Origin of the sequence: Tolypothrix sp. PCC 7712 (assembly GCF_025860405.1) — a bacterium.
In the GTDB taxonomy this organism is placed as follows: Bacteria; Cyanobacteriota; Cyanobacteriia; order Cyanobacteriales; family Nostocaceae; genus Aulosira; species Aulosira diplosiphon.
This window is the reverse complement of record NZ_CP063785.1, coordinates 5057975-5077903: the sequence shown is the minus strand read 5'-3', so window position 1 is coordinate 5077903 and position 19929 is coordinate 5057975. Positions and strand designations below refer to the sequence as shown.

Below are 19929 nucleotides of genomic sequence, written 5' to 3'. Positions count from 1 at the left end.
GAATCCAATTTGATTGATTTGTTTAAACCTAGCTATTTTCTTTTCACAGTGTTAAGAAAACTTACAACTGCTGAATAAATGGTTGCTAATTTATTTAGCAAATAATTATGTACATGTCAATATATAAACAAGATTTTACCAGCAAATTGTAGCTATATATACAATATAAGGAGTATAAATTTGAAAAAAGCCTGTTTAAAATGACATGTCGTAAAAAAGATGCAAAATAAATAAATTATGTATAAGAGATTACAAATAATGAATATATTTGAGGTTTACTGTAAATTATATTGACAACTACTAGCTCTAGAATCAAGAGTATGAGTAAAGACAGTATGGAAGACCAAGAAGAGCTCAGGAAGATGCTTCACTTCTTCCTAGAAAAAATGGGAGCAACTCAGGTAGAACTCTCAAAAGGGATGGATGTGAGCCGACCAGTTGTGATTGAATTTCTCAATCAGGAAAAAAAAAGGTTACCAGTTAATCGCCAAGACTTAATCAAACTTTGCACAACTCTGCAAAACAATAAACCATCGAAAAGAAAATCAAAAGCAGAGGGTGAAAAAACCTCCCAAGATATCGACTCTCATCCTCATGCTAACGAACTACGAGAATTATTGGGAGAGATTGGGACTGACGAACTATTAGAGTCGGCTGGTTTCTTACCAAATAACGCTAGTATTATTAAGGTCAGCCCAAAAAGGTTTTTTCAAATTGCTCAAGTGGTGGCATTGCTTGAGTTTTTAGAGGTTGAAGACTTAGTACCTACGACTCAAGAGTTTTTAGCGATCGCAAATCACAAAATAGCAATTACTAACAAAGGACATTTTAAATATCAAGAGAACGACTATCTCACATCTCTGATTGATAATCTTTGGGAATCTCACCCAACACTTGGTTTAAAACTAAGACTGGAAGTAATTGACAAGCTAGAGCGGACTAGGGACAGGCTGAGAGCTGGAGGTAAGACAAAGTTCACCCAGCAAGAAGCTATCAGATTATTCATCAGCATTGCGATCAAAGAGCAAATGCTCAAAAATCTCCCCAATCTTCACCTGAGAGTGCAAAAGACAGAATTTCAAACTTTATCTCGATATGTGAATGCAGAAAAGGAATATAGTGATTTATACGCTCAATTTGTACAAATAGGTCATCAAGCAGAGTGTGCCCTGAAAACTCCAGGTTCATGCTGGACAATGCAACCACAAGCCAAGTCTCTTGATTCCCTCACTCCTGTGATTATGGCCTTAGTGACTTGTAGCTTTAGTTATGATGGCGAATCTCACGAGCTGATTGAATGGATGTACACTTCTGGTAATACAATCGTTGAGAATGCGATAGGTGCTTTGAGCTTACACATGGGCTTGGCAGAGCATATAGCCAACGTCAGCATATCAACAAAAACTCTAGACAGTAGTATTGATTCTTTAGTTGAAACAACAGTAATTCTAGGTAATAGACCACATTATCAAGGAATTTGGGTAGATCGCGACTCGATGATCACGATGTTGCAAGCGATCGTCTATGCTACTAAGCAATGGATAGGCGATCAAAGTACATCCGGCAAACTAGATCTGCAAATTTATACTTCAGCCTGTAAAGCTCTCTCTGATTTGAGAAAGCGATTAACAAGAGCCAGGAGAGCTTTTCAAAAATTTCAATTTCTTGATGAAGAATGTCAAACTGTTGAAATTAAGAAAATCGCTTCTACTGCTAGGGAAGAATTGAAGAAAATTCCTCAAGAGGATATTTACTTTTCATATCGACTCAACTTTTATCGCTGCTATTTTCTGACAAAACGCTTAGAGCTAAGACAATCCAATTTTCAAGGAAACATCAGCAACGCCCAACTGCTCATTCAAGAAATGAACCAAGTCCTTGAGGAAGACCAAAAAGTCAAGCAAGAGCTTGTTCCTATCCAAGCTCTGATTCGTTCAGAAGTCTACCTATATGAGCTTTCTTGTGGGCACGAGCCAAACTTATTTGATAAAACTAAAAGAAGTCAGTGGCTGAGATTAGAAATCTGGGATAGGGAAATTCGAGCTGCAATTAAACCAGGATCTTGTTACAAAGATCCTGGTTGGGATGTGTATCTAGCATTATCGGAAATGTATGGAAATGTTGCCCGTATAGAGTTTTATCTTGCTGATGAGAAAAGCTCTCTTGTAGCCGCCGCAGAAAATTTTCTCAGAGCAGCTCACTACGCATTACGTATTGGTTTAGCTCAACGAGCTTCTCGATGGCTAGCATTTGCAGGCAGAGCTTGGATCAGAGTCGGAGAAACGAATTTACCAAAACAGGCATCTAAGTTTGCTGATAAACTTGCTAAAACGGATTTAACTGCTGGTCACAGTAATAATTTTTGGCAAGCCGTGCTTTCAGAAATTTATTTGCTTGATGGAGAATATTTATTATTAATTCAAGATGATGCGACCAATGCGTTAGAGATTTTTTTAAAGGCACTCAAAGGGGCTGTATATTTAAGTTTGAATAGACGGATTTGTGACGCACTTTTCAATATTTCCAGGTGTTCAGAAAAGATTAGCAATTTAAGCGTCAAAGAAGGATTGAGTAGAGTTTTTAGGGAAGAAGATAGCTTAACTAAATCCAACGCAAACAAATTGAACCCCATGCACAATCTCACTTCTGAAAAAGTTTTAGATTTGCTATGTAAACTCTGGAGTAGAGAAGATAATCCGAGTTGGTATCAAGTAGGGGGTGAGTTTTCTCAACTCGCCGCCAGCATTTGGCAGAAATGGCATCACGATACTGAGCCTGGAGCCACTACTAAACATCCAATTGCTGAACTGATTGAAAAAAAAGTTTGGCTTGGGCGAGTTTAAGCTAATTGCAACTATAGCAATCATCCTTACTTTAATATTGCTGGTTGTATCAATACTACTCGGTTAAGCGTTTTGAACTCAAAATTGATTTTGGGGAAAAGGTTAAAGGTGAAGGGTTAAAGGTTTTTTCTTTTCCTTTTCCCATTCCCCTTTTTCCCCTTAACCGATAGATACATGATGTTGACATATTAAAAATTAACCTTTTTAAAGGTTAGTTGAGAACCATTGATTTTAAAATCCCATGTTCCTTTTTCAAATTTTTTTGACCATGTTTTGAAGCTTTCATGACATTTTTTTACCTCAGAAAGCAGCTCATCTTTACTTACGTTTAACTTTTCAGCTAGTTCTTCTGTTGTAACTATTTCTTCTTTTGTGACTGGAATTGCTGGTTTGGGTGAATTTGAAGTGGATTGAGTTTCTGGTTTTGGTGAATTTGGAGTAGTCTTTGAAGCAGTGGATTGAGTTTCTGGTTTTGGTAAACTTGGAGTAGAGTTTGCAGCAGTGGATTGAGTTTCTGGTTTTGGTGAATTTGGAGTAGTCTTTGAAGCAGTGGATTGAGTTTCTGGTTTTGGTAAAGTTGGAGTAGAATTTGCAGATGTTTTTTCTTCTTTACAGGATTTTGCAACATACTGAATCACCTTACTTTCACTCAATCTATTTCCTGAAAAACCAATTAAATTAAAAGTAATTAAGAATACAAACAATATGCAAACAGATATCACAACAAATGACTTTAGATGCTTGAGCTTGCTTATAAAAATTTTGATTTTTTCTATTACAGAAAACTGCTGTTGATCAGAATTTCCATTTATTAAACAAATTATTTGTCCTGTTGTATCTCTTAATATATCTTGTATATCGTTTTCTTCTGCTGCTAGATTCAAAAATAAAGCTTTTCCATATGATTTATTTGAGACTAATTTATCAACTAATGCAATCCAATCTTGGCGATTTTTTTCATTACCTATTCCTCCCCACCAAGAAGCATTATCGTATATCGTTTCTGGTTTGGTCAATTTAGAAATTTCTTGTTGGAAATTTTTTAATTTATCATTCAACTCGTCAATATTTTGATTTTCAGGATATTTTAAACCCAAAAATCCATCTACAAATTCTTCTGAAAAATGTTTATCTAGCATATTACCAATTTTGCTATTTATTGGTTTATATTTAGATGATTGACCTACTTCATTTACCCATGTTGATACTAATTTAAGAACAAAATCATCTAAAGTGTGATCATCTTTTTCTATTTCCACAACTAATGTGTATCTGATACGAGTGTTAACACGATCTTTTCTTTCCGAAGGTATGGCACTAAGATAAATACGAGGGCTACCATCAATATTTTCAATAATCAGAGTTGGATCTTCAAAGGAAGTCAAGTCACGATAATCCCTCCACCAAGTTGGCGATGGTGATTTAATCAGGAATTTGTAGTCTATTGACGTTCCCCTGGTTTGAATAAATATCTGAGACATTTAACTAATCTCCAATTTACAAATCTTTTACACGTTCACTAAATGGTTTGGAGTGAAGTTTTTCAATGGCATTTTGTAGCTTTTTATCTTCTTTTGTGAGCCATCGCCACAAACTGCTCACTATATTTCGCTGTTTATTCTTCTCTAGATTAATAATTTGACGACAAATAGTAATAATTAGTCCATCTGCACCCTTGGGAGAAAACTTACGGGGAGGACGAACTAAATAATTTGCTTGAAATACTGCGTCATTATTTTCTACAGTCCATTGAGTATTTTTAATTTCAACACATCCAATAGTATCAATAGGATGATATTGAATTAATATTTGTGGTGTATTTGTAGCACCATTTATTTCTTTGTGTACAGAACTCAATAAATCCTGATAGTATTTCTGCTGGATACTTTCTAGTAGCTCTTCGCTTTGATTTCTTTGACCTCCATTATCACTAAAGTATGTTTCACATTTTACAGGTACAAGTATTAATAAACCTGGTTCTTTTTTATTTATCCTTCCTTTAACCCATTCACGTGCAACATCTCCTGTTTGACTGATTTGTAAAGTAGTATTAGCTGCTCGTTTTTCGCTTGGAGTTGAAGACTCCATAACTATAGCGGCATCTATGGGAACTAACAGGACAATACTCTCTCTAATCCAAGCTAGGCAATCTTCCCAATCTTTTTGTCTCTCTGGAGGACGGAACCTTTCATCAACCCAAGCACCGGGATAATCCAGTATAGCCCAGGTAAGTTTGCTGTTACTGTTATCTACACGCATAGTTAGTTCTAGCCTAGAAGGCTCTTCAGTTCCACTTAGTCCACCAGGATTAAATTCCTCTGCTATTAATGAACCTCGTAGTTTGTCACGATAGCCATTTATACGTGCTTTTGTTGCATTACCAACAGCTTCTATGGAAACACCTGTTCCTGTCAGTAAGTCTTTTCCTTGCTCAAGTAAAGCAGTAATTATTGAGGTTTTACCGACACGAGTTGGGCCAATAATTCCTATTTTATATTGAATATTTAATCCCTGATTATTATTTGTCATTTGTGATTTCCTTAATTAAAACTCCTAACCGTTTTTTCTAACATATCAATGGCTCGGTGGACTTTTGTTACTTTTGCATTTTCAGCATCAATATTACTAAATGTACTAGGCCAGATTTCATCTCTATAGGATCGTCCTAACCTTTTAAATTCCTTTTCAGATTCTCCAGATCGAATTAGACTATCTTCAAATTGTTCTGCGGCTGCATGGAGGATTAATACTGGTGTTAAGGTTTCAGATACAAGAGCTTTTTTTGTTTTGTCAGATGCTTGAATAGCAAGTTCGGACATTCTCTTAAACAATTCTTCAGAATATTTCTTTTCTTCTCCAAATTTATATTTGGTCACCAAAATATGTTGCAAAGCATTAAAATTTAGTGAATCTAATTGTTTTCTCACTCGTGGATGAAAATGTGTTCGATAACTGATATTCAGTGATAATAATTCATCTACAGCTTTTTGTAAGTTGGGGCAAAATTCACTGCCGTTCTTTAACAATTCTGCCAATTTTTCTAGGGACTCTCTACTATCTTGAGTAGCTTCTAGAAGCTGACCTGTATGTTTGCGAATAATATAACTAATTTTTGCCCATAAATCTTCTACCTTGGTATCTAAGTAATCATCTATTTGACAGTATCTTTCACTAATTTCGACTCTAATTCTGTTCAATTCATCTACTGCAAATTTAGCTTCACTTGTATCTAGCTGTATCTTTTTATATGCTTTGCTAATCCATTGTTCTTTGCCAATTCCAAAACCTTCATCTTCTACCCATTGATTAATTTGTTTATCTATAAAACGAATAGTTTCAATTAATTTAGTATCTTCCTCTTCCGAATTGCGAGCTTGTTGGAATAGCTCTTGGACAACTTCTTCTTTTAAAGATACTGCGATATTTTCTCGTAGTTTTCCAACCAATTCATCAAAAAGTTCAGGTGATGCAACTGAATTTGGTGTTTGTGATTTTAATCCCTTTCTTAAATCTTCTAATACTCCTTGAATACGCTGTATTGTAGTTAGCCATTCACTCTTAGCTGATTCAATTACTTCTTGATCCATTATGGTCAGTCGCTCTGCTAAATGCTCAAGACATGGTTTAAGTAAGGAATCACGCACACTAGATGAATCTGTAGCGTTACATTGTAATACCTTATAGTGTTTATCAGGAATTCCTTCATTAGCTTGACGGGTAATGTCGTCTAAGAGTACCTGCAAAAGTTGTGAACTTGCATCACCATTAACTACAAGAATCACAAAATCCCGACGTTGCTTAATAGCGCCACGCGCTAGATCAAGAATATTGGCTGCTTTTCCATCTTCGGCTTTCCAAAAAGCTAACCCTTCCACTGGACGCTTGACTAATAAAACTAAATCAACTTCATTTTTCAACCCTGCTACGTGATGTTCTTCTGCACTTGCATCAAGTTCTCCTAATCCGGGAAGGTCAATAATAGTTAAATTTTCAACATCTGTAGCCTTAAAAGAACATTCGATTAAAACATCCCGTACAGCTAAGTAAAGTCGTGGACAATTGGGATTTTTTTCTTCCTCATTTGTTGGATATGCAACCCAAGAACGTAATCCTTGTAAACTGACTTCCTTTGTCTCTCCTGTTAAGTAATTGGAATAGGAAGGAAGAGCTTTCTGCATTTTGCGGAGACGCTCTAATAAGACTATTGAACTGTGAGGCGAATTATCACCTAAAATATTCGGTTGAGAATAATTAAAAGATTGAAAATCTGCAAGTGTAATGGGACATGAGGAGAGCTTCAGTTCTTTGTGATAAGGTTCAAGAATCTGCTCTCTAAATGTTTCAAAGGTGTGTAAGGTGAGAATAGCTCGTGAATGAGTAGTAGAATGACGTAAGCGACTACGTACTGCTGTTACTGGAATACCTGATCCTGTAGGAACTTGTTCGTCTGTAAGTCCAGCAATTGTTTGTAAAAGTGTACTCTTACCAACTCGCGCTTGACCACTAACACCTATATTAATAGTTTCGCGTAATAGCCTTGCTTTAGCGATTATTAATTGGTCAATACTGCTGGTAATCCATTGGCTAAATTGATGCTTTTGAAAGTCTCGTATATAAACTTGTAATTCATCTGTCGCTTTCGGGTGATTGGCAAGATCAGCAAGTGCGTTGTTTAACTCTTTCAATCCTTTTTCTACTTCTTCTGCTTGCTTAATGCGTACCTCAATTCGTGGTAGCTGTTCCCGACGTTTGTTGATTACTTGACTGATTTGTTTCTGGATATCTGCCATTGTTTAAAAATATATAGAGAGTGGAATTTTATGGTTACAAGACATCAAAAAAAATAAAATTTTAATGCTTCATCAATGGATGCAATACAAAGTTTATTTTATGATTCGATGTTAGCAGTAGTTAATACATACTAACTATATATAAAATTTATACTCATTATAGATAAAACGATTGTTATAAAATTACTACAACATAGTTACTATATTTTTCCAATCCATTTATAAAACTTTGGTTTAATTTAATATTTGTAAGTTTATTTATTGCAATAAAATTACAAAAAATTATATCAAGTAACTTTAAGTATAAAATAGGATAATGAATTATTCTTGATATAAAATATTTATGTTTCTTCATTACTTGAAATGCAAAACTAATAATTTAAGTTCAATTTAATAAACATCTAATTCTAAAATTTTCAAAATTCCTAAATCTATAAACAGAGTTTTTAATAAACTTCAATTTGTGGTTAATTCCTTTCCTGCGGAACGCTATGCGAACAACAGCAACATTTGTTGCTCCATTATCAAAGGTGACAATGTACTTTCTCTTGGGCATCAGTGCTAAATATCTTCCGGGGCTATTGCTTTTAGATATTTTCCCTGAATTTAGGGACTTCCAACTAAAAAAAATACCCCAGTATTTATTGTGGGGTGGATATCTTGTCCGCCCAGTTTATGTGGCGGGCAAGATGCCCGCCCCACAAGATGGAATAATTTATTTCTTGAAAATACCTTAGGGACTTCCAACTAAAATATACTATCGCTTTCTTGGCAGGGAGCAGGGAGCAGAGGGGAGAAAGAAAATAGTTATTGGATAATTTATTTTCTGGAAGTCCCTTATCTATCAATTCAAGCTATATAGAGTGCTATTCTCAAGGGCTAATTAACGCTCTCAGAAAAAAAGATCGCTCTACCGTTATCCATTCCTCTTCTGAAAGGCGATGATTGCGGAGACGACTGCGGATAACATCGCGTCCATCATCCCCCATCCATGCAATGTCTAGCAATTGTCTTAAGGGGTTGGTGTCAACTTGCCTGCGTTCAAAAGAGTCTTGTACCCTGAGGGTAAAGTCAGTTTCACGAGTTGACACAAAGAGTTTGAAAGTTTCCGTTTCCCCAATAAGTTGTTGCTTGTTGTTAACTGGAACGAAAGGAAAATCAGAAGGTATGGACAGATAAATTTCATCGCCGTAACGCACGCCTATCTCAATAGATTGTCCAGGAGCCAACTGCTCGTTAGACCCCTCAATTGGGTGGAGTAAACTAACTGCTCCTGTCAAACCAAAATCGAGAATACCAATATATACAGGAACATGATGTTGATTAACAATTTCCAAAGCAATCTGCTCGCCATCCTGAAAAACAATTTGTCCGCTACTATTTTCTGGTTCTGCGACTACCCAAGAACTATCTGCTGCTTGCCGCTTGAGAATAAATTTAACTTTATCTTTGAGGAGGGAATCTAGATTAGGGTTTTGCAAAGATAAAGTTTGACGATAGCGCACTACCTTCTCCAAGTTATCACGGACTACTTGGGCAGCATTGGTGTTTTTAACGACTTGCAGGGGAATGATCAATTGACCATCTTTGCCAACGACAGCCCATATAGGTTGAGTGACAATTCCCAGTTGTGGTACTGCATCCTCTGGTGTTACTTCTGTGCGTGGTGGAATCAGATAAATGCGTGCATCAGGAGTTTCTTCTGGAGAGTTTTCTTGTATCAAACTAGACGCTGATATTAAAGCCCTCAACTCGCTGGCGACTGTTTCATAATTTATAGGGGCTTGAATTTCGACCTTCAAACACATCCGACCGTAGGAATGAGCTTCTTCTACGGCACGAGTTCCAGTGAGAATAGCATTCTCATAAGATTCTGCCAAAATTAAGGCATCGCAGGTTACAGCCCTCACCGTTGTAATCTCTACCAGCCCAAGCTTGGGAGTATCTGCTGTGACTTGCTTTGTTGCTCCCGGGTAAATTGCCCACTGGGAACCTACTGTCATCGCGTGTGCTGCACCAGCTGCCAGAGTTATTTGATTAGCTGTACGCTCTTGAACTGGTACAAAGCGCATTGGCTCAATCTCTTCGGTGTCAAATAATAACCTGTCTCGCGCTCCTTCCATTTGCGGGTGTTGGAGCGATCGCACTGCCGAAACTTGTGGACTTACCCATTCAAAAATATCGCGGTAGGTAGTACCAGACTGAGCGCTACACAAGGCTTGACCGATAAAATACGTTAATGCTCCGTGATTAAGTTGACTATCGCCCTGGAGCGGTGTGTACTCATAAGCCTTCTCTTCATCTCGGCAAGCGGCAATCAATACGTAACGATCGCTCAGAGGTAGCCAGCCACTCGGCCCGCGATCGCCCATACCTCGACTTAACTCAGTTAAAACTGGCGATGGAGGTAGTTCCGCGATCGGACGTAAGTCTGGTTCTACCCAGCGTTCATTTACACCAAATGGATCGCGGCTAATCGTACCAGAATGGCAGCAGTCAAAAATCAAGGTAGTATGCGGTGTCTTTTTGCTCAACTGCAACAAACGCAGATAAATTTCATCATCGGTAATATCCCGGTTGGGATTGGGGTTGCGTCCACTATCGTGAGGTACGATAGTTTCATCCAAACCATCTTTTTCATCTCCCTCCCGGTCTGTCATCTGGGAACCATGTCCACTATAGTGAATCACGACAATATCATCTTCACCAACATTGTCAACCAATGCATCCATAGCAGCTAAGATATTGTCACGGGTTGCTTCTTCGTTCTGCAACAGGGTAATGCGATCGCAAGGAAAATTAAAGTTCTCTTGCAGAATTTTGGACATTAGCTCTACATCGTTGACACAGCCAAACAGTTGATTGACTTCCGGATATTTATACTTATCAATGCCAATTAGTAAAGCCCATTTACCATTTGCTTCAGTTCTAGCAAGCATCAACTGTCCACCTTTTGTTTAAATGCTTTGAATGGTTAGCATAAATCAGCGAAGCCACATTGCAGGTACAGCAAGCAGATCAAAGAAAAAATCCGGAATGCGGTCACATTAGTTAGTAGCTTCCTATATTCATACAAATTAGCTCTGCCTCATTCCATACAAGCAGCACCAAAAATCTGGAGAGATGCCATCATGAACATGCAACCACACCAACTGATTGAGCAAGGTGTTCAGCAAGCTGAGATTGGTAACTTGGAAGCGGCAAAAAATTCTTTTGAAACAGCACTAAATATATATAGACAAATTCAAGACCGTGAAGGAGAAGGGAAAACTTTAGGATATTTAGGAAATGTTTACGCTTCTGTGAATTTGTTTGTCACAGCAATTGACTATTATCGGCAGTCATTAGCGATCGCTACAGAAATAAATGACCCACAAATGGCAATGATTACTCAGCAACATCTGGCAAAAGTGTTGTTTGAACAAGGTCGTCAACAAATACGGGTACGTGCTTATCAAACTGCCTTGGAGAATTTGCAAGAGGCGCTAAATATATATCGCCAAATTGGCGATCGCGAATGGGAAGGGTGGACAATTTTTTGGCAAGGACTTCTTTACTTTGCCTGTGTTGACTATGAGAAATCATTTGACTGCTATCAGCAAACTTTAGCCATTGCTAGGGAAATCAATAACCAGCAAATGCAGGAATTTACCAGGACAGCTTTAGCAAATTTAGAACGCGAAAACAATCCCCAGCAAATCAAAGCACATCAGTTATTTGAACAAGGTTTTCAGCAACTTAATCGTGGTGAGTTATTATCTGCTCAACAATCTCTAGAACAGGCGCTGGTTATATATACACAGCTTCAAAATCACTCCCAAGCAGCAAGAGTTTTGGGAAGTTTAGCAGCTGTTTGTAATTACCTTGGACAATTTTCTCAAGCGATTGCATATCTACAGCAGTCACTAAAATTTGTAGAGGAAACTCAAGACCCTTTTTTGGCAGCAGGCGTATTCGGAAATTTAGGAGTTGCTTACAGGAATTTAGGAGATTATGCTCAAGCAATAGAATATGGTAAACAATGTTTAAAGATTCAAGAACGAAATCAAGACCTCTCAGGACAATTAGGAGCTTTAGAAATTATTGGCATCGCTTATCAATATTTAGGTGAGTATGATGAGGCAATTAAATATCATCTCCGTTGTTTAGAAATAGCGCATCAACTGCAAGACCCTGGTACTATCGCCAAAATTCTGACAAACTTAGGGATAGCTTATACTGCAAAAGCAGATTACCATCAAGCAATTAATTACCAACAGCAAAGTTTAGAAATTAGTAGGCAGATCCAAGATCCTAGAGGGGAAGGTCGCAATCTGGGAAATTTAGCAAGTATTTACTGTGAGTTCAGAAATTACACCCAAGCAATTGAATATTATCTGCAATATTTAGATTTAGCTAGAAAAACTCAAGACCGTCAAGGAGAAGGTATTGCTTTAATTGGTTTAGGACTAGTTGATTATTTCCAAGGTAACTACTTGGAAGCTGAGAAATACACCCAACAAAGTTTAGGCATAGCCAGAGAGATTCAAGATTTAGATGCAGAAGGACAAGCTCTACATCAGTTGGGGGGTATTTTACTTAAACAAAGTCAGCTGACAGCAGCAGAAAAAATCCTTTACTTGGGAATTCAGGCAAGAGAAGGTATTAGGCAAAGATTAGCTAATAATGATGCTTTTAAAGTCTCAGTTTTTGAAAGACAAAGTAGTACTTACAGCCTATTACAAAAAGCTCTGCTTGCTCAAAATAAATTTACTGATGCTTTGGAAATTGCCGAAAGAGGACGTGCCCGTGCTTTTGTTGAGCTATTAGCTTCGCGTTTATCATCAAATCAAATTGCTCCAGCTACTATCGAACCTCCTAATTTTGAGCAGATTCAAAAAATTGCTGTGGCTCATAACACTACTATTATTGAATATGCACTCATTGGCGATTATTTCACATTGGAAGATGGGCTACAATTCCGAGAATCAGAGCTATATATTTGGGTAGTTAAACCTACAGGAGAGCTATGCTTTCGCAGACAAGAACTAAAATCTTTGTGGGAAATACAAAATACTTCTCTAGCAGAACTCGTTTTCAGTACTCGTGAAGCAATGGGTGTAGGGGGACGTGACGCAATTAGACGCAAAGTTTCTAATAACGGCAAGGAGCATTTGCAACAACTATACCAATTCTTGATTGCTCCAATAGCCGACTTACTACCTGAAGATGCCAATACCCGTGTGACTTTTATCCCTCAAAGCTATTTATTTTTAGTTCCCTTTCCCGCTTTACAAGATGAGTCAGGCAAATACTTAATTGAAAAACACACGATTTTGACGGCTCCCTCAATTCAGGTTTTAGATTTAACTCAGCAAAAACGCACACAAGTTGAGGCTGCTGCCCTCAAAGATGTTTTAATTCTAGGTAATCCGACTATGCCTAGTGTAGCTCCATCAATTGGGGAGCTACCCCAACAACTACCGCAACTACCAGGCGCAGAAGCAGAAGCTCAAGCCATAGCTAGTGTATTTCAATCCCAACCCATCATCGGTGCTAGCGCTACTAAAGCTTTCGTTGTGCAACAAATGGTGTCGTCGCGGATCATTCATTTAGCTACTCATGGCCTGTTAGATAATAGCCGAGGTTTGAGTAGTGCCATCGCTCTTACTCCCTCTGACAGTGATAATGGTTTGTTGACTGCGGAAGAAATCTTCGATTTACAATTAAATGCCCAATTGGTGGTACTTAGCGCCTGCGATACAGGTAGAGGTCGATTAACCGGAGACGGGGTGATTGGGTTATCCCGCTCGTTCATTTCTGCTGGTGTTTCCAGTATTATCGTCTCTCTGTGGTCAATTCCAGATGCACCTACTGCTCTATTAATGAAGCAATTCTATGAGAACTTAGAACAATACGACAAAGCCCAAGCGTTGCGTCAAGCTATGCTGAAAACGATGGAACAAGCACCCCATCCCAGAAACTGGGCTGCTTTTACTTTAATTGGTGAAGCCGAGTAATACCAATACTTGTCGGTGAAGGGCAAAAGGGGAAGGGAAAAAGAGGGCAAGAAAAAACCTTTAACCCTTACCCTTTCTCCTGCACAGACGCTACGCGTAGCTTGCTTAAGCGCAGGGGTACACCTTTTCCCCAAACCAAATTCCCACTTGAAAATCCTTAACCGAGCAGTATTGGGGACAATTGTGTCCCCAAATTTATTTTAAATTGCCTGTATACCAATTTTGGTAAATATATTTAACCATTTTTATCAATTACAGATGATTTGTTGCTGAGGATTAAGATAATTTCTCCATTGGCGATCGCATCTAGCAATTGTCCGGTAGAGCCTTCGTTATCGTAGATATAGCCTAGATTTTGGGCGATTTCTTTTAACTTATCTCCTGTCCCTTGGGCAACTCTTGCGTGGATATTGGTGCGTTCGAGTTTCTTTCTTCCTGCCATAAGTGTTAACCATGAAACTTTAAAAGTGGTTTACATTTATAGAATAACAAAAGGTATTCATGTTGTGATGCACACAAGAAGAGAAACTTCTTTGACTTGTTTTCACAATATCTTTAAATAGCTTGCGATCGCTTTACCTTTTGTTCATAAATGGGAAAGATTGCACGGTAGGGGCACGGCATCCATAATCTTTTGGTGTATACAGTAATCTCAATACTGCTCGGTTAAGGATTTTCAACTTTTAATTTGGTTGGGGGAAAAGGTGAAAGGGTAAGGGTTAAAGGTTTTTTATTGCCCCTTTTCCCCTTCCCCTTTTCCCCTTAACCGACAAGTATTGACAGTAATCTTATCGGTGCCGTGCCCTGACGAAGATCCCAGGATAGAAGACAACAATAAATAGTATGCGATCGCGCAGAATTAATGTAGTGGCGTGTCTAGGCTTAAATGTTGCAATAGAGATTAATTTTATCAGCGTACCCTGCGGGAAGCCGCTGCGCGTCTATATCTGCGTTTATCTGCGGTTAATTTTTTCCCACCTAATGCACTACTTTGGTCTAGACACGCTACTACAGTCGCTACTATTAATTTTGAATTTTGAATTCCCCCCAGGCCTTGACACTCCAGTTCACTGGAGGATTCAAGATAAAAGCAGTCTTGAACCTGATAGTTGGAGTCTGCAAATGAAGAATACCACATTGAAGCTGCGCGGGATGAGTTGCGCTTCTTGTGCCAGAAGTGTAGAAGATGCGATTCGTGCTGTCCCTGGGGTGAATGAATGTAATGTGAATTTTGGGGCAGAACAGGCAACTGTTGATTATGACCCCAAAAGAACAGATTTACAAGCTATCCAAGACGCAGTGGATGCAGCTGGTTATTCAGCCTCCCCGCTACAAGAACAAAACTTGATGGCGGGAGAAGATGATGAGGAAAAGCGACATCGCCTGCAGGAATCCCGCGATTTGCAGCGTAAGGTGACGGTAGGCGGGATTATGAGCGCTGTGTTGGTAATTGGTTCACTACCAATGATGACAGGGTTAAACCTGCCTTTTATTCCTACATGGTTGCATAACCCTTGGCTGCAATTAGTGTTGACAACTCCTGTACAGTTTTGGTGTGGTTATTCCTTTTACATTAATACCTGGAAAGCCTTAAAGCGCCATGCTGCGACAATGGACACATTAATTGCTTTAGGTACTAGTGCCGCATATTTCTATTCCCTATTTGCCACCTTAGTTCCTAGCTTTTTCATTGCTCAGGGTTTGAGAGCAGATGTGTATTATGAAACTGCAGCGATTGTCATTACTTTAATTTTATTAGGGCGACTATTTGAAAATCGCGCCAAAGGACAAACCTCAGAAGCTATCCGCAAGCTAATAGGTTTACAGGCGAAAACTGCGCGGTTAATTCGTCATGGGCGAGAAGTCGATGTACCGATTGAGCAAGTGCAAATTGGTGATGTGGTGCTAGTTCGTCCTGGGGAGAAAATTCCCGTTGATGGTGAGGTAGTTGAGGGCACATCCACAGTTGATGAAGCGATGGTGACTGGTGAAAGTGTCCCGGTGAAAAAGCAACCAGGGGATGAAGTCATTGGTGCAACCATCAACAAAACTGGTAGTTTTCAGTTCCGCGCCACCAGAGTCGGTGCAAATACCGTACTGGCGCAGATTGTGCAACTAGTGCAGCAAGCTCAAGGCTCAAAAGCTCCCATTCAAAGATTAGCAGACCAAGTTACCGGGTGGTTTGTCCGGGCAGTAATTGCGATCGCAATTCTCACTTTCATAATTTGGTACAACATCATGGGTAATGTTACCTTGGCGTTGATGACTACAGTAGGGGTGTTAATTATTGCTTGTCCTTGTGCTTTGGGTTTAGCCACACCTACCTCAGTCATGGTTGGTACTGGTAAAGGTGCAGAAAACGGCATTTTAATTAAAGGCGCGGAAAGCTTAGAACTAGCACATCAAATTCAAACCATTGTCTTAGATAAAACAGGCACAATTACCCAAGGTAAACCCACAGTCACAGATTTTGTCACAGTCAACGGCACAGTTAACGGCAACGAAATGCAGCTGATTCAACTAGCCGCCTCCGTAGAACGCAATTCCGAACACCCTTTAGCAGAAGCAGTTGTACGCTATGCCGAAACTCAACAGACACAATTAATTGCCTCTGTACAGAATTTTGCTGCGATCGCAGGTAGTGGTGTTCAAGGTACTGTTGCTCACAGATTGGTGCAAATTGGGACACAACGCTGGATGGAAGAATTGGGTATTAACACTCAAGCCTTGCAATCAGACAAAGAACGCTTAGAATACCTGGGTAAAACCGCTGTTTGGTTAGCAGTTGACGGCGAAATCAAAGCAGTCATGGGGATAGCTGATGCCATTAAACCCACATCACCCCAAGCTGTGAGAGCATTACAAAAACTCGGTTTAGAAGTAGTCATGCTCACAGGCGACAACCAACGCACCGCCGAAAGCATTGCCCGTGAAGTCGGTATTACCAGAGTCTTAGCCGAAGTCCGCCCCGATCAAAAGGCGGCGGTGATTAAGTCTTTACAAGCAGAGAAGCAGAGAAGCAGAGAAAAAACTCAGCACTCAATTGTGGCGATGGTTGGTGATGGTATTAATGATGCACCAGCTTTAGCGCAAGCCGATGTGGGAATAGCAATTGGCACAGGTACAGACGTTGCGATCGCAGCTAGTGATATCACCTTAATTTCTGGCGATTTACAAGCCATAGTCACAGCAATTCAACTCAGCCGCGCCACCATTCGCAACATCCGCCAAAATTTATTCTTCGCCTTCATTTACAACGTTGCTGGTATTCCCATCGCCGCCGGAATTCTCTTCCCCTTCTTCGGTTGGTTACTTAACCCCATTATCGCCGGTGCAGCAATGGCATTTAGCTCAGTTTCCGTAGTCACCAACGCCCTACGCCTACGCAACTTCTACCCTAAAACCCTCAGCTAAAGAAATAACCCCTTCCCCATTCACCCTTCCCCCTTCCCCATTCTCACCTTATGAACAAAACAACCCTCATCAGTACTATAGCTAGTTTAGGCATTGTAATCGGAGTTGCATCAGGTAAAGCTGTTGCCCAAACATCCCATGAAACCCATTCATCACCAACAATCCAAACTAATCAATTTCAACGTATCGATCAGCCTTTAGGTAATAAAATAGCCGTCACTCTCGGCGGATTGGGATTAGTTGGCTTAGAACTTTGGTGGTTCTTGCTGAGTAAACCAAAGTCTCAGAAAGCAGTTGCAACGGATGAGAATATTCAGGAAGTAACCGTTACTGTTGACGGCGGATATGATCCCAGCCGCATTGTAGTGCAAGCCAGGAAACCAGTCCGATTGAAATTTGCACGCATAGATCCCAGCAGTTGTTTAGAGCAAGTTTTAATTCCAGACTTTCGCATCGCCGCAGATTTACCGCTGAATCAAGTCACATCTGTAGAATTTACACCCGAACAGCCAGGTGAGTATATTTTCACTTGTGGAATGAATATGTTTCGTGGTGCGATCGCAGTTCAAGCCGCAGCAGCTAGTGCAGAAACTGCTTCTACTCAACTGAGTTTCTCATGAGCTTGATGAAATGATACTTTTGATGCTTGACTCTCCAGTTAACTGGAGAGTTTAGTATAAAATCAGCAATCATATCTTGTTGAGGGTGTGGTCAATATGTTAGCCCAAGCAGAAGGAAAACAAATTGGTGTAGTTGCCAAAGAAAGTGGCGTACCAATTAAAACCATTCGTTACTATGAAGAACTTGGCTTACTCCAATCATCAGGCAGAACAGAAGGCGGATTTCGATTATTTAGCGCTGATGTTTTGGCAAGATTACACTTTATTAAACGTGCTCAAAGCTTGGGATTAAGCTTATCGGAAATTAAAGAATTTCTCAATGTTCATGATAGTGGCAACTTACCTTGTGAGCATATCAAAATTAAACTAGAGCAAAAGGTAAAAGCCATTGATGAACAAATTCAGCAATTAATGATTTTGAGACAAGAATTATCTGGTTTGCTGTCTGGATGGGAAATTAAACCTGATAATAATCAGGAGACTATTTGCCCAATTATTGAACATCAATAAATAAGTTTAGCGGTTATTTTTCAAGTAAAAATATACAGCGTATTTCAGGTAAATAAGGTACGCAGGTAGGGGCAAGGCAGTGCCCATTGGTGTCAACTTAACGTGAAAACCTCTTGGTTGTAAGGTTTCGCCCTCACCCCCAGCCCCTCTCCCGCAGGGAGAAGGGAGCCAGAGATTTAGTTCCCCTTCTCCTGCGGGAGAAGGGGTTAGGGGATGAGGGCGAGGGTTTTTGTACAACGCCCGCCCTATATAGCTTTTAGCTTAAGTTGACACGTATGGGCAGTTTAATCGCAATGGCAAAATCATTACTGCTGATTTTTGGCTCAATGTCGTCTAGTTTAGCGGTATGTATTCTTCTTGTGCAGTTTTGATGAAGTTAATTTGAAGAGTAAGCGATCGCCCTTAGCATCTCCTAATTGAGCTGCTACTATAGGGACATATACAGAACTACTTATACCGAAACCTGAATTATCGTCAAATTCTCTCAGAAGAACATGTACCAAATCAAAAGCCCCCAAAAGGGGCTATTTTTATTTGCAGTAATTATTAGTGATTACTCTTATGTTCAGAGTAATCACTTTTTGAGCAACCCCAGTATTATTGCGGAAATTTATGATTGTATGGCGTAGGGTTGTGGCTCAGTAATCACCTGTTGATTGTGTTCCCGGCGATTCTGGGCAATAGTTTTATATAACTTCAACCGAGAAGCATTGACGCTACCCAACGGTTCATGTTCCGGTAGAGTATGCCAAGGCGTAAAAGAAAGACTTTCATCGAACTGTTTGCGATCGCTATTATCAAATTCCTGAGCCGGAATTTTGATAGTTGCTACTTTAATATATGGAGAGATATTTTCATCCCAAAGGAGGGTAGGATCATCAACCCATTTGGGATCGCTATCAGACTGTAGTTGAATCAAGAAATCAAAATAAACATCCCGCTTTTCTATAGTCAGAGTATTGACTAAAGCTGCGCGCAAATAGTGATCAGAATCTGGGATAGGTAAATCAGCAGTATTTATAACTTGCGGTTTTGCAGAAAATTTAATCGCCTGGGTTCCCAAACGGTAGGGTGTAGCACTCCAATACTGAATTTCTGAAGGATTGAGAGTTTTCTTCCCAGCAATTTGTTGCAAAATCCCAAACTCGTACGCTAAGGTTTCTGGGGGAAGTTTACCAGCTGTCACTTCTGCTAGACGAATATAATCTTGAGCCTCTCGCACAAAGAAAACAGGATGATTGATCAGCACAAAATCTTGAGCGTTAGGTTCATCTTCTAACACCTTTTTACCTTCCACCTGGAGAACTTTAATTGCAAAGCCTCTACCATCGGGGTTCTTGTCAGATTGCAGTTGTCCTTGACTTAAGGGGCCAGATGCATTAGAAAATCTTGCCCAGATGGGGTAGGTTTTAACCTTGCTGAAAATACCAACTTGCAGATTCTCAGGAATATTATCTGCGATCGCCAACTCACCCCAGACACAACCATGACTTTTCGCATGAGCTTGACGTAAGCCTGGTGCTTTAGCAGCTTGATCCTGAACAGCACCTGCAACAATTTGGTCAATGATTTCACTATTAGATACTTGACTCATAGTGATTTTCTTGAAAGATTTAGAATCACTATATAGGATGAATATTTTGGTGTTTGAAATATTCATGGGGTGAATAATGCCCGCTATATCATAGTTTTAATGGGCATTATCTAGGCTAAACTTCAGCTATGAATGTACGGAATTTCTTCAACAATCAAA

General features: G+C 39.5%; 13 protein-coding genes. 6 read left to right on the top strand and 7 right to left on the bottom strand.

What is annotated here, in order from left to right:
- Positions 1 to 320: 320 nt before the first annotated feature.
- Positions 321 to 2843, top strand: coding sequence for a hypothetical protein (locus HGR01_RS20755; protein WP_045870187.1), 2523 nt, complete (start codon positions 321 to 323; stop codon positions 2841 to 2843).
- A 188-nt stretch (positions 2844 to 3031) separates the two neighbouring features.
- Here HGR01_RS20755 and HGR01_RS20750 read toward each other — a convergent pair whose 3' ends face one another.
- From HGR01_RS20750 to HGR01_RS20740, 3 genes are read right to left on the bottom strand one after another with little or no spacing between them, the layout of a single operon-like run.
- Positions 3032 to 4324 carry a hypothetical protein gene (locus tag HGR01_RS20750; protein WP_045870186.1) on the bottom strand — a complete coding sequence of 431 codons (1293 nt, stop codon included), beginning with the start codon at positions 4322 to 4324 and terminating at the stop codon, positions 3032 to 3034.
- 16 nt (positions 4325 to 4340) lie between these two features.
- Positions 4341 to 5372: a hypothetical protein gene (locus tag HGR01_RS20745; RefSeq protein ID WP_045870185.1), complete on the bottom strand. Its 1032-nt coding sequence runs from the start codon at positions 5370 to 5372 to the stop codon at positions 4341 to 4343.
- A gap of 11 nt (positions 5373 to 5383) precedes the next feature.
- Positions 5384 to 7633 carry a dynamin family protein gene (locus tag HGR01_RS20740; protein ID WP_045870184.1) on the bottom strand — a complete coding sequence of 750 codons (2250 nt, stop codon included), beginning with the start codon at positions 7631 to 7633 and terminating at the stop codon, positions 5384 to 5386.
- Between the two features lie 491 nt (positions 7634 to 8124).
- Here HGR01_RS20740 and HGR01_RS20735 point away from each other — a divergent pair, with 491 nt between their 5' ends.
- On the top strand, positions 8125 to 8370 hold the full coding sequence (locus HGR01_RS20735) for a hypothetical protein (protein WP_155539206.1): 246 nt from the start codon (positions 8125 to 8127) through the stop codon (positions 8368 to 8370).
- A 135-nt stretch (positions 8371 to 8505) separates the two neighbouring features.
- Here HGR01_RS20735 and HGR01_RS20730 read toward each other — a convergent pair whose 3' ends face one another.
- Positions 8506 to 10572 (bottom strand): caspase family protein, encoded by a 2067-nt coding sequence (locus HGR01_RS20730; RefSeq protein ID WP_045870182.1) that lies wholly within the window; start codon positions 10570 to 10572, stop codon positions 8506 to 8508.
- A 192-nt stretch (positions 10573 to 10764) separates the two neighbouring features.
- Between HGR01_RS20730 and HGR01_RS20725 the strand changes: the two genes are divergently transcribed.
- Positions 10765 to 13632 carry a CHAT domain-containing protein gene (locus HGR01_RS20725; RefSeq protein ID WP_052335172.1) on the top strand — a complete coding sequence of 956 codons (2868 nt, stop codon included), beginning with the start codon at positions 10765 to 10767 and terminating at the stop codon, positions 13630 to 13632.
- Between the two features lie 235 nt (positions 13633 to 13867).
- On the opposite strand, the gene HGR01_RS20720 is transcribed toward HGR01_RS20725, so the two are convergent.
- A complete protein-coding gene (locus HGR01_RS20720; RefSeq protein ID WP_045870180.1) occupies positions 13868 to 14074 on the bottom strand; it encodes a hypothetical protein in 207 nt (68 codons plus the stop codon).
- Between the two features lie 680 nt (positions 14075 to 14754).
- Between HGR01_RS20720 and HGR01_RS20715 the strand changes: the two genes are divergently transcribed.
- The 3 genes from HGR01_RS20715 (at position 14755) to HGR01_RS20705 (ending at position 18176) form a co-directional block, all read left to right on the top strand.
- On the top strand, positions 14755 to 17046 hold the full coding sequence (locus HGR01_RS20715; protein ID WP_045870178.1) for a heavy metal translocating P-type ATPase: 2292 nt from the start codon (positions 14755 to 14757) through the stop codon (positions 17044 to 17046).
- 50 nt (positions 17047 to 17096) lie between these two features.
- The gene (locus HGR01_RS20710; RefSeq protein WP_045870177.1) at positions 17097 to 17666 is read left to right on the top strand and encodes a cupredoxin domain-containing protein; all 570 of its coding nucleotides are present in this window, start codon (positions 17097 to 17099) and stop codon (positions 17664 to 17666) included.
- Between the two features lie 96 nt (positions 17667 to 17762).
- Positions 17763 to 18176 (top strand): heavy metal-responsive transcriptional regulator, encoded by a 414-nt coding sequence (locus HGR01_RS20705; RefSeq protein WP_045870176.1) that lies wholly within the window; start codon positions 17763 to 17765, stop codon positions 18174 to 18176.
- 338 nt (positions 18177 to 18514) lie between these two features.
- On the opposite strand, the gene HGR01_RS20700 is transcribed toward HGR01_RS20705, so the two are convergent.
- Both HGR01_RS20700 and HGR01_RS20695 read right to left on the bottom strand, forming a co-directional pair.
- Complete coding sequence (locus HGR01_RS20700) at positions 18515 to 18679, bottom strand: hypothetical protein (protein WP_155539204.1); 165 nt, start codon at positions 18677 to 18679, stop codon at positions 18515 to 18517.
- Between the two features lie 107 nt (positions 18680 to 18786).
- On the bottom strand, positions 18787 to 19770 hold the full coding sequence (locus HGR01_RS20695) for a catalase family protein (RefSeq protein ID WP_052335171.1): 984 nt from the start codon (positions 19768 to 19770) through the stop codon (positions 18787 to 18789).
- Positions 19771 to 19929 lie beyond the last annotated feature (159 nt).

Excerpts from the sequence above, each read along its gene's own strand:
- HGR01_RS20755 (WP_045870187.1), top strand. The coding sequence starts at position 321 with ATGAGTAAAGACAGTATGGAAGACCAAGAAGAGCTCAGGAAGATGCTT.
- HGR01_RS20750 (WP_045870186.1), bottom strand. The coding sequence starts at position 4,324 with ATGTCTCAGATATTTATTCAAACCAGGGGAACGTCAATAGACTACAAA.
- HGR01_RS20745 (WP_045870185.1), bottom strand. The coding sequence starts at position 5,372 with ATGACAAATAATAATCAGGGATTAAATATTCAATATAAAATAGGAATT.
- HGR01_RS20740 (WP_045870184.1), bottom strand. The coding sequence starts at position 7,633 with ATGGCAGATATCCAGAAACAAATCAGTCAAGTAATCAACAAACGTCGG.
- HGR01_RS20735 (WP_155539206.1), top strand. The coding sequence starts at position 8,125 with ATGCGAACAACAGCAACATTTGTTGCTCCATTATCAAAGGTGACAATG.
- HGR01_RS20730 (WP_045870182.1), bottom strand. The coding sequence starts at position 10,572 with ATGCTTGCTAGAACTGAAGCAAATGGTAAATGGGCTTTACTAATTGGC.
- HGR01_RS20725 (WP_052335172.1), top strand. The coding sequence starts at position 10,765 with ATGAACATGCAACCACACCAACTGATTGAGCAAGGTGTTCAGCAAGCT.
- HGR01_RS20720 (WP_045870180.1), bottom strand. The coding sequence starts at position 14,074 with ATGGCAGGAAGAAAGAAACTCGAACGCACCAATATCCACGCAAGAGTT.
- HGR01_RS20715 (WP_045870178.1), top strand. The coding sequence starts at position 14,755 with ATGAAGAATACCACATTGAAGCTGCGCGGGATGAGTTGCGCTTCTTGT.
- HGR01_RS20710 (WP_045870177.1), top strand. The coding sequence starts at position 17,097 with ATGAACAAAACAACCCTCATCAGTACTATAGCTAGTTTAGGCATTGTA.
- HGR01_RS20705 (WP_045870176.1), top strand. The coding sequence starts at position 17,763 with ATGTTAGCCCAAGCAGAAGGAAAACAAATTGGTGTAGTTGCCAAAGAA.
- HGR01_RS20695 (WP_052335171.1), bottom strand. The coding sequence starts at position 19,770 with ATGAGTCAAGTATCTAATAGTGAAATCATTGACCAAATTGTTGCAGGT.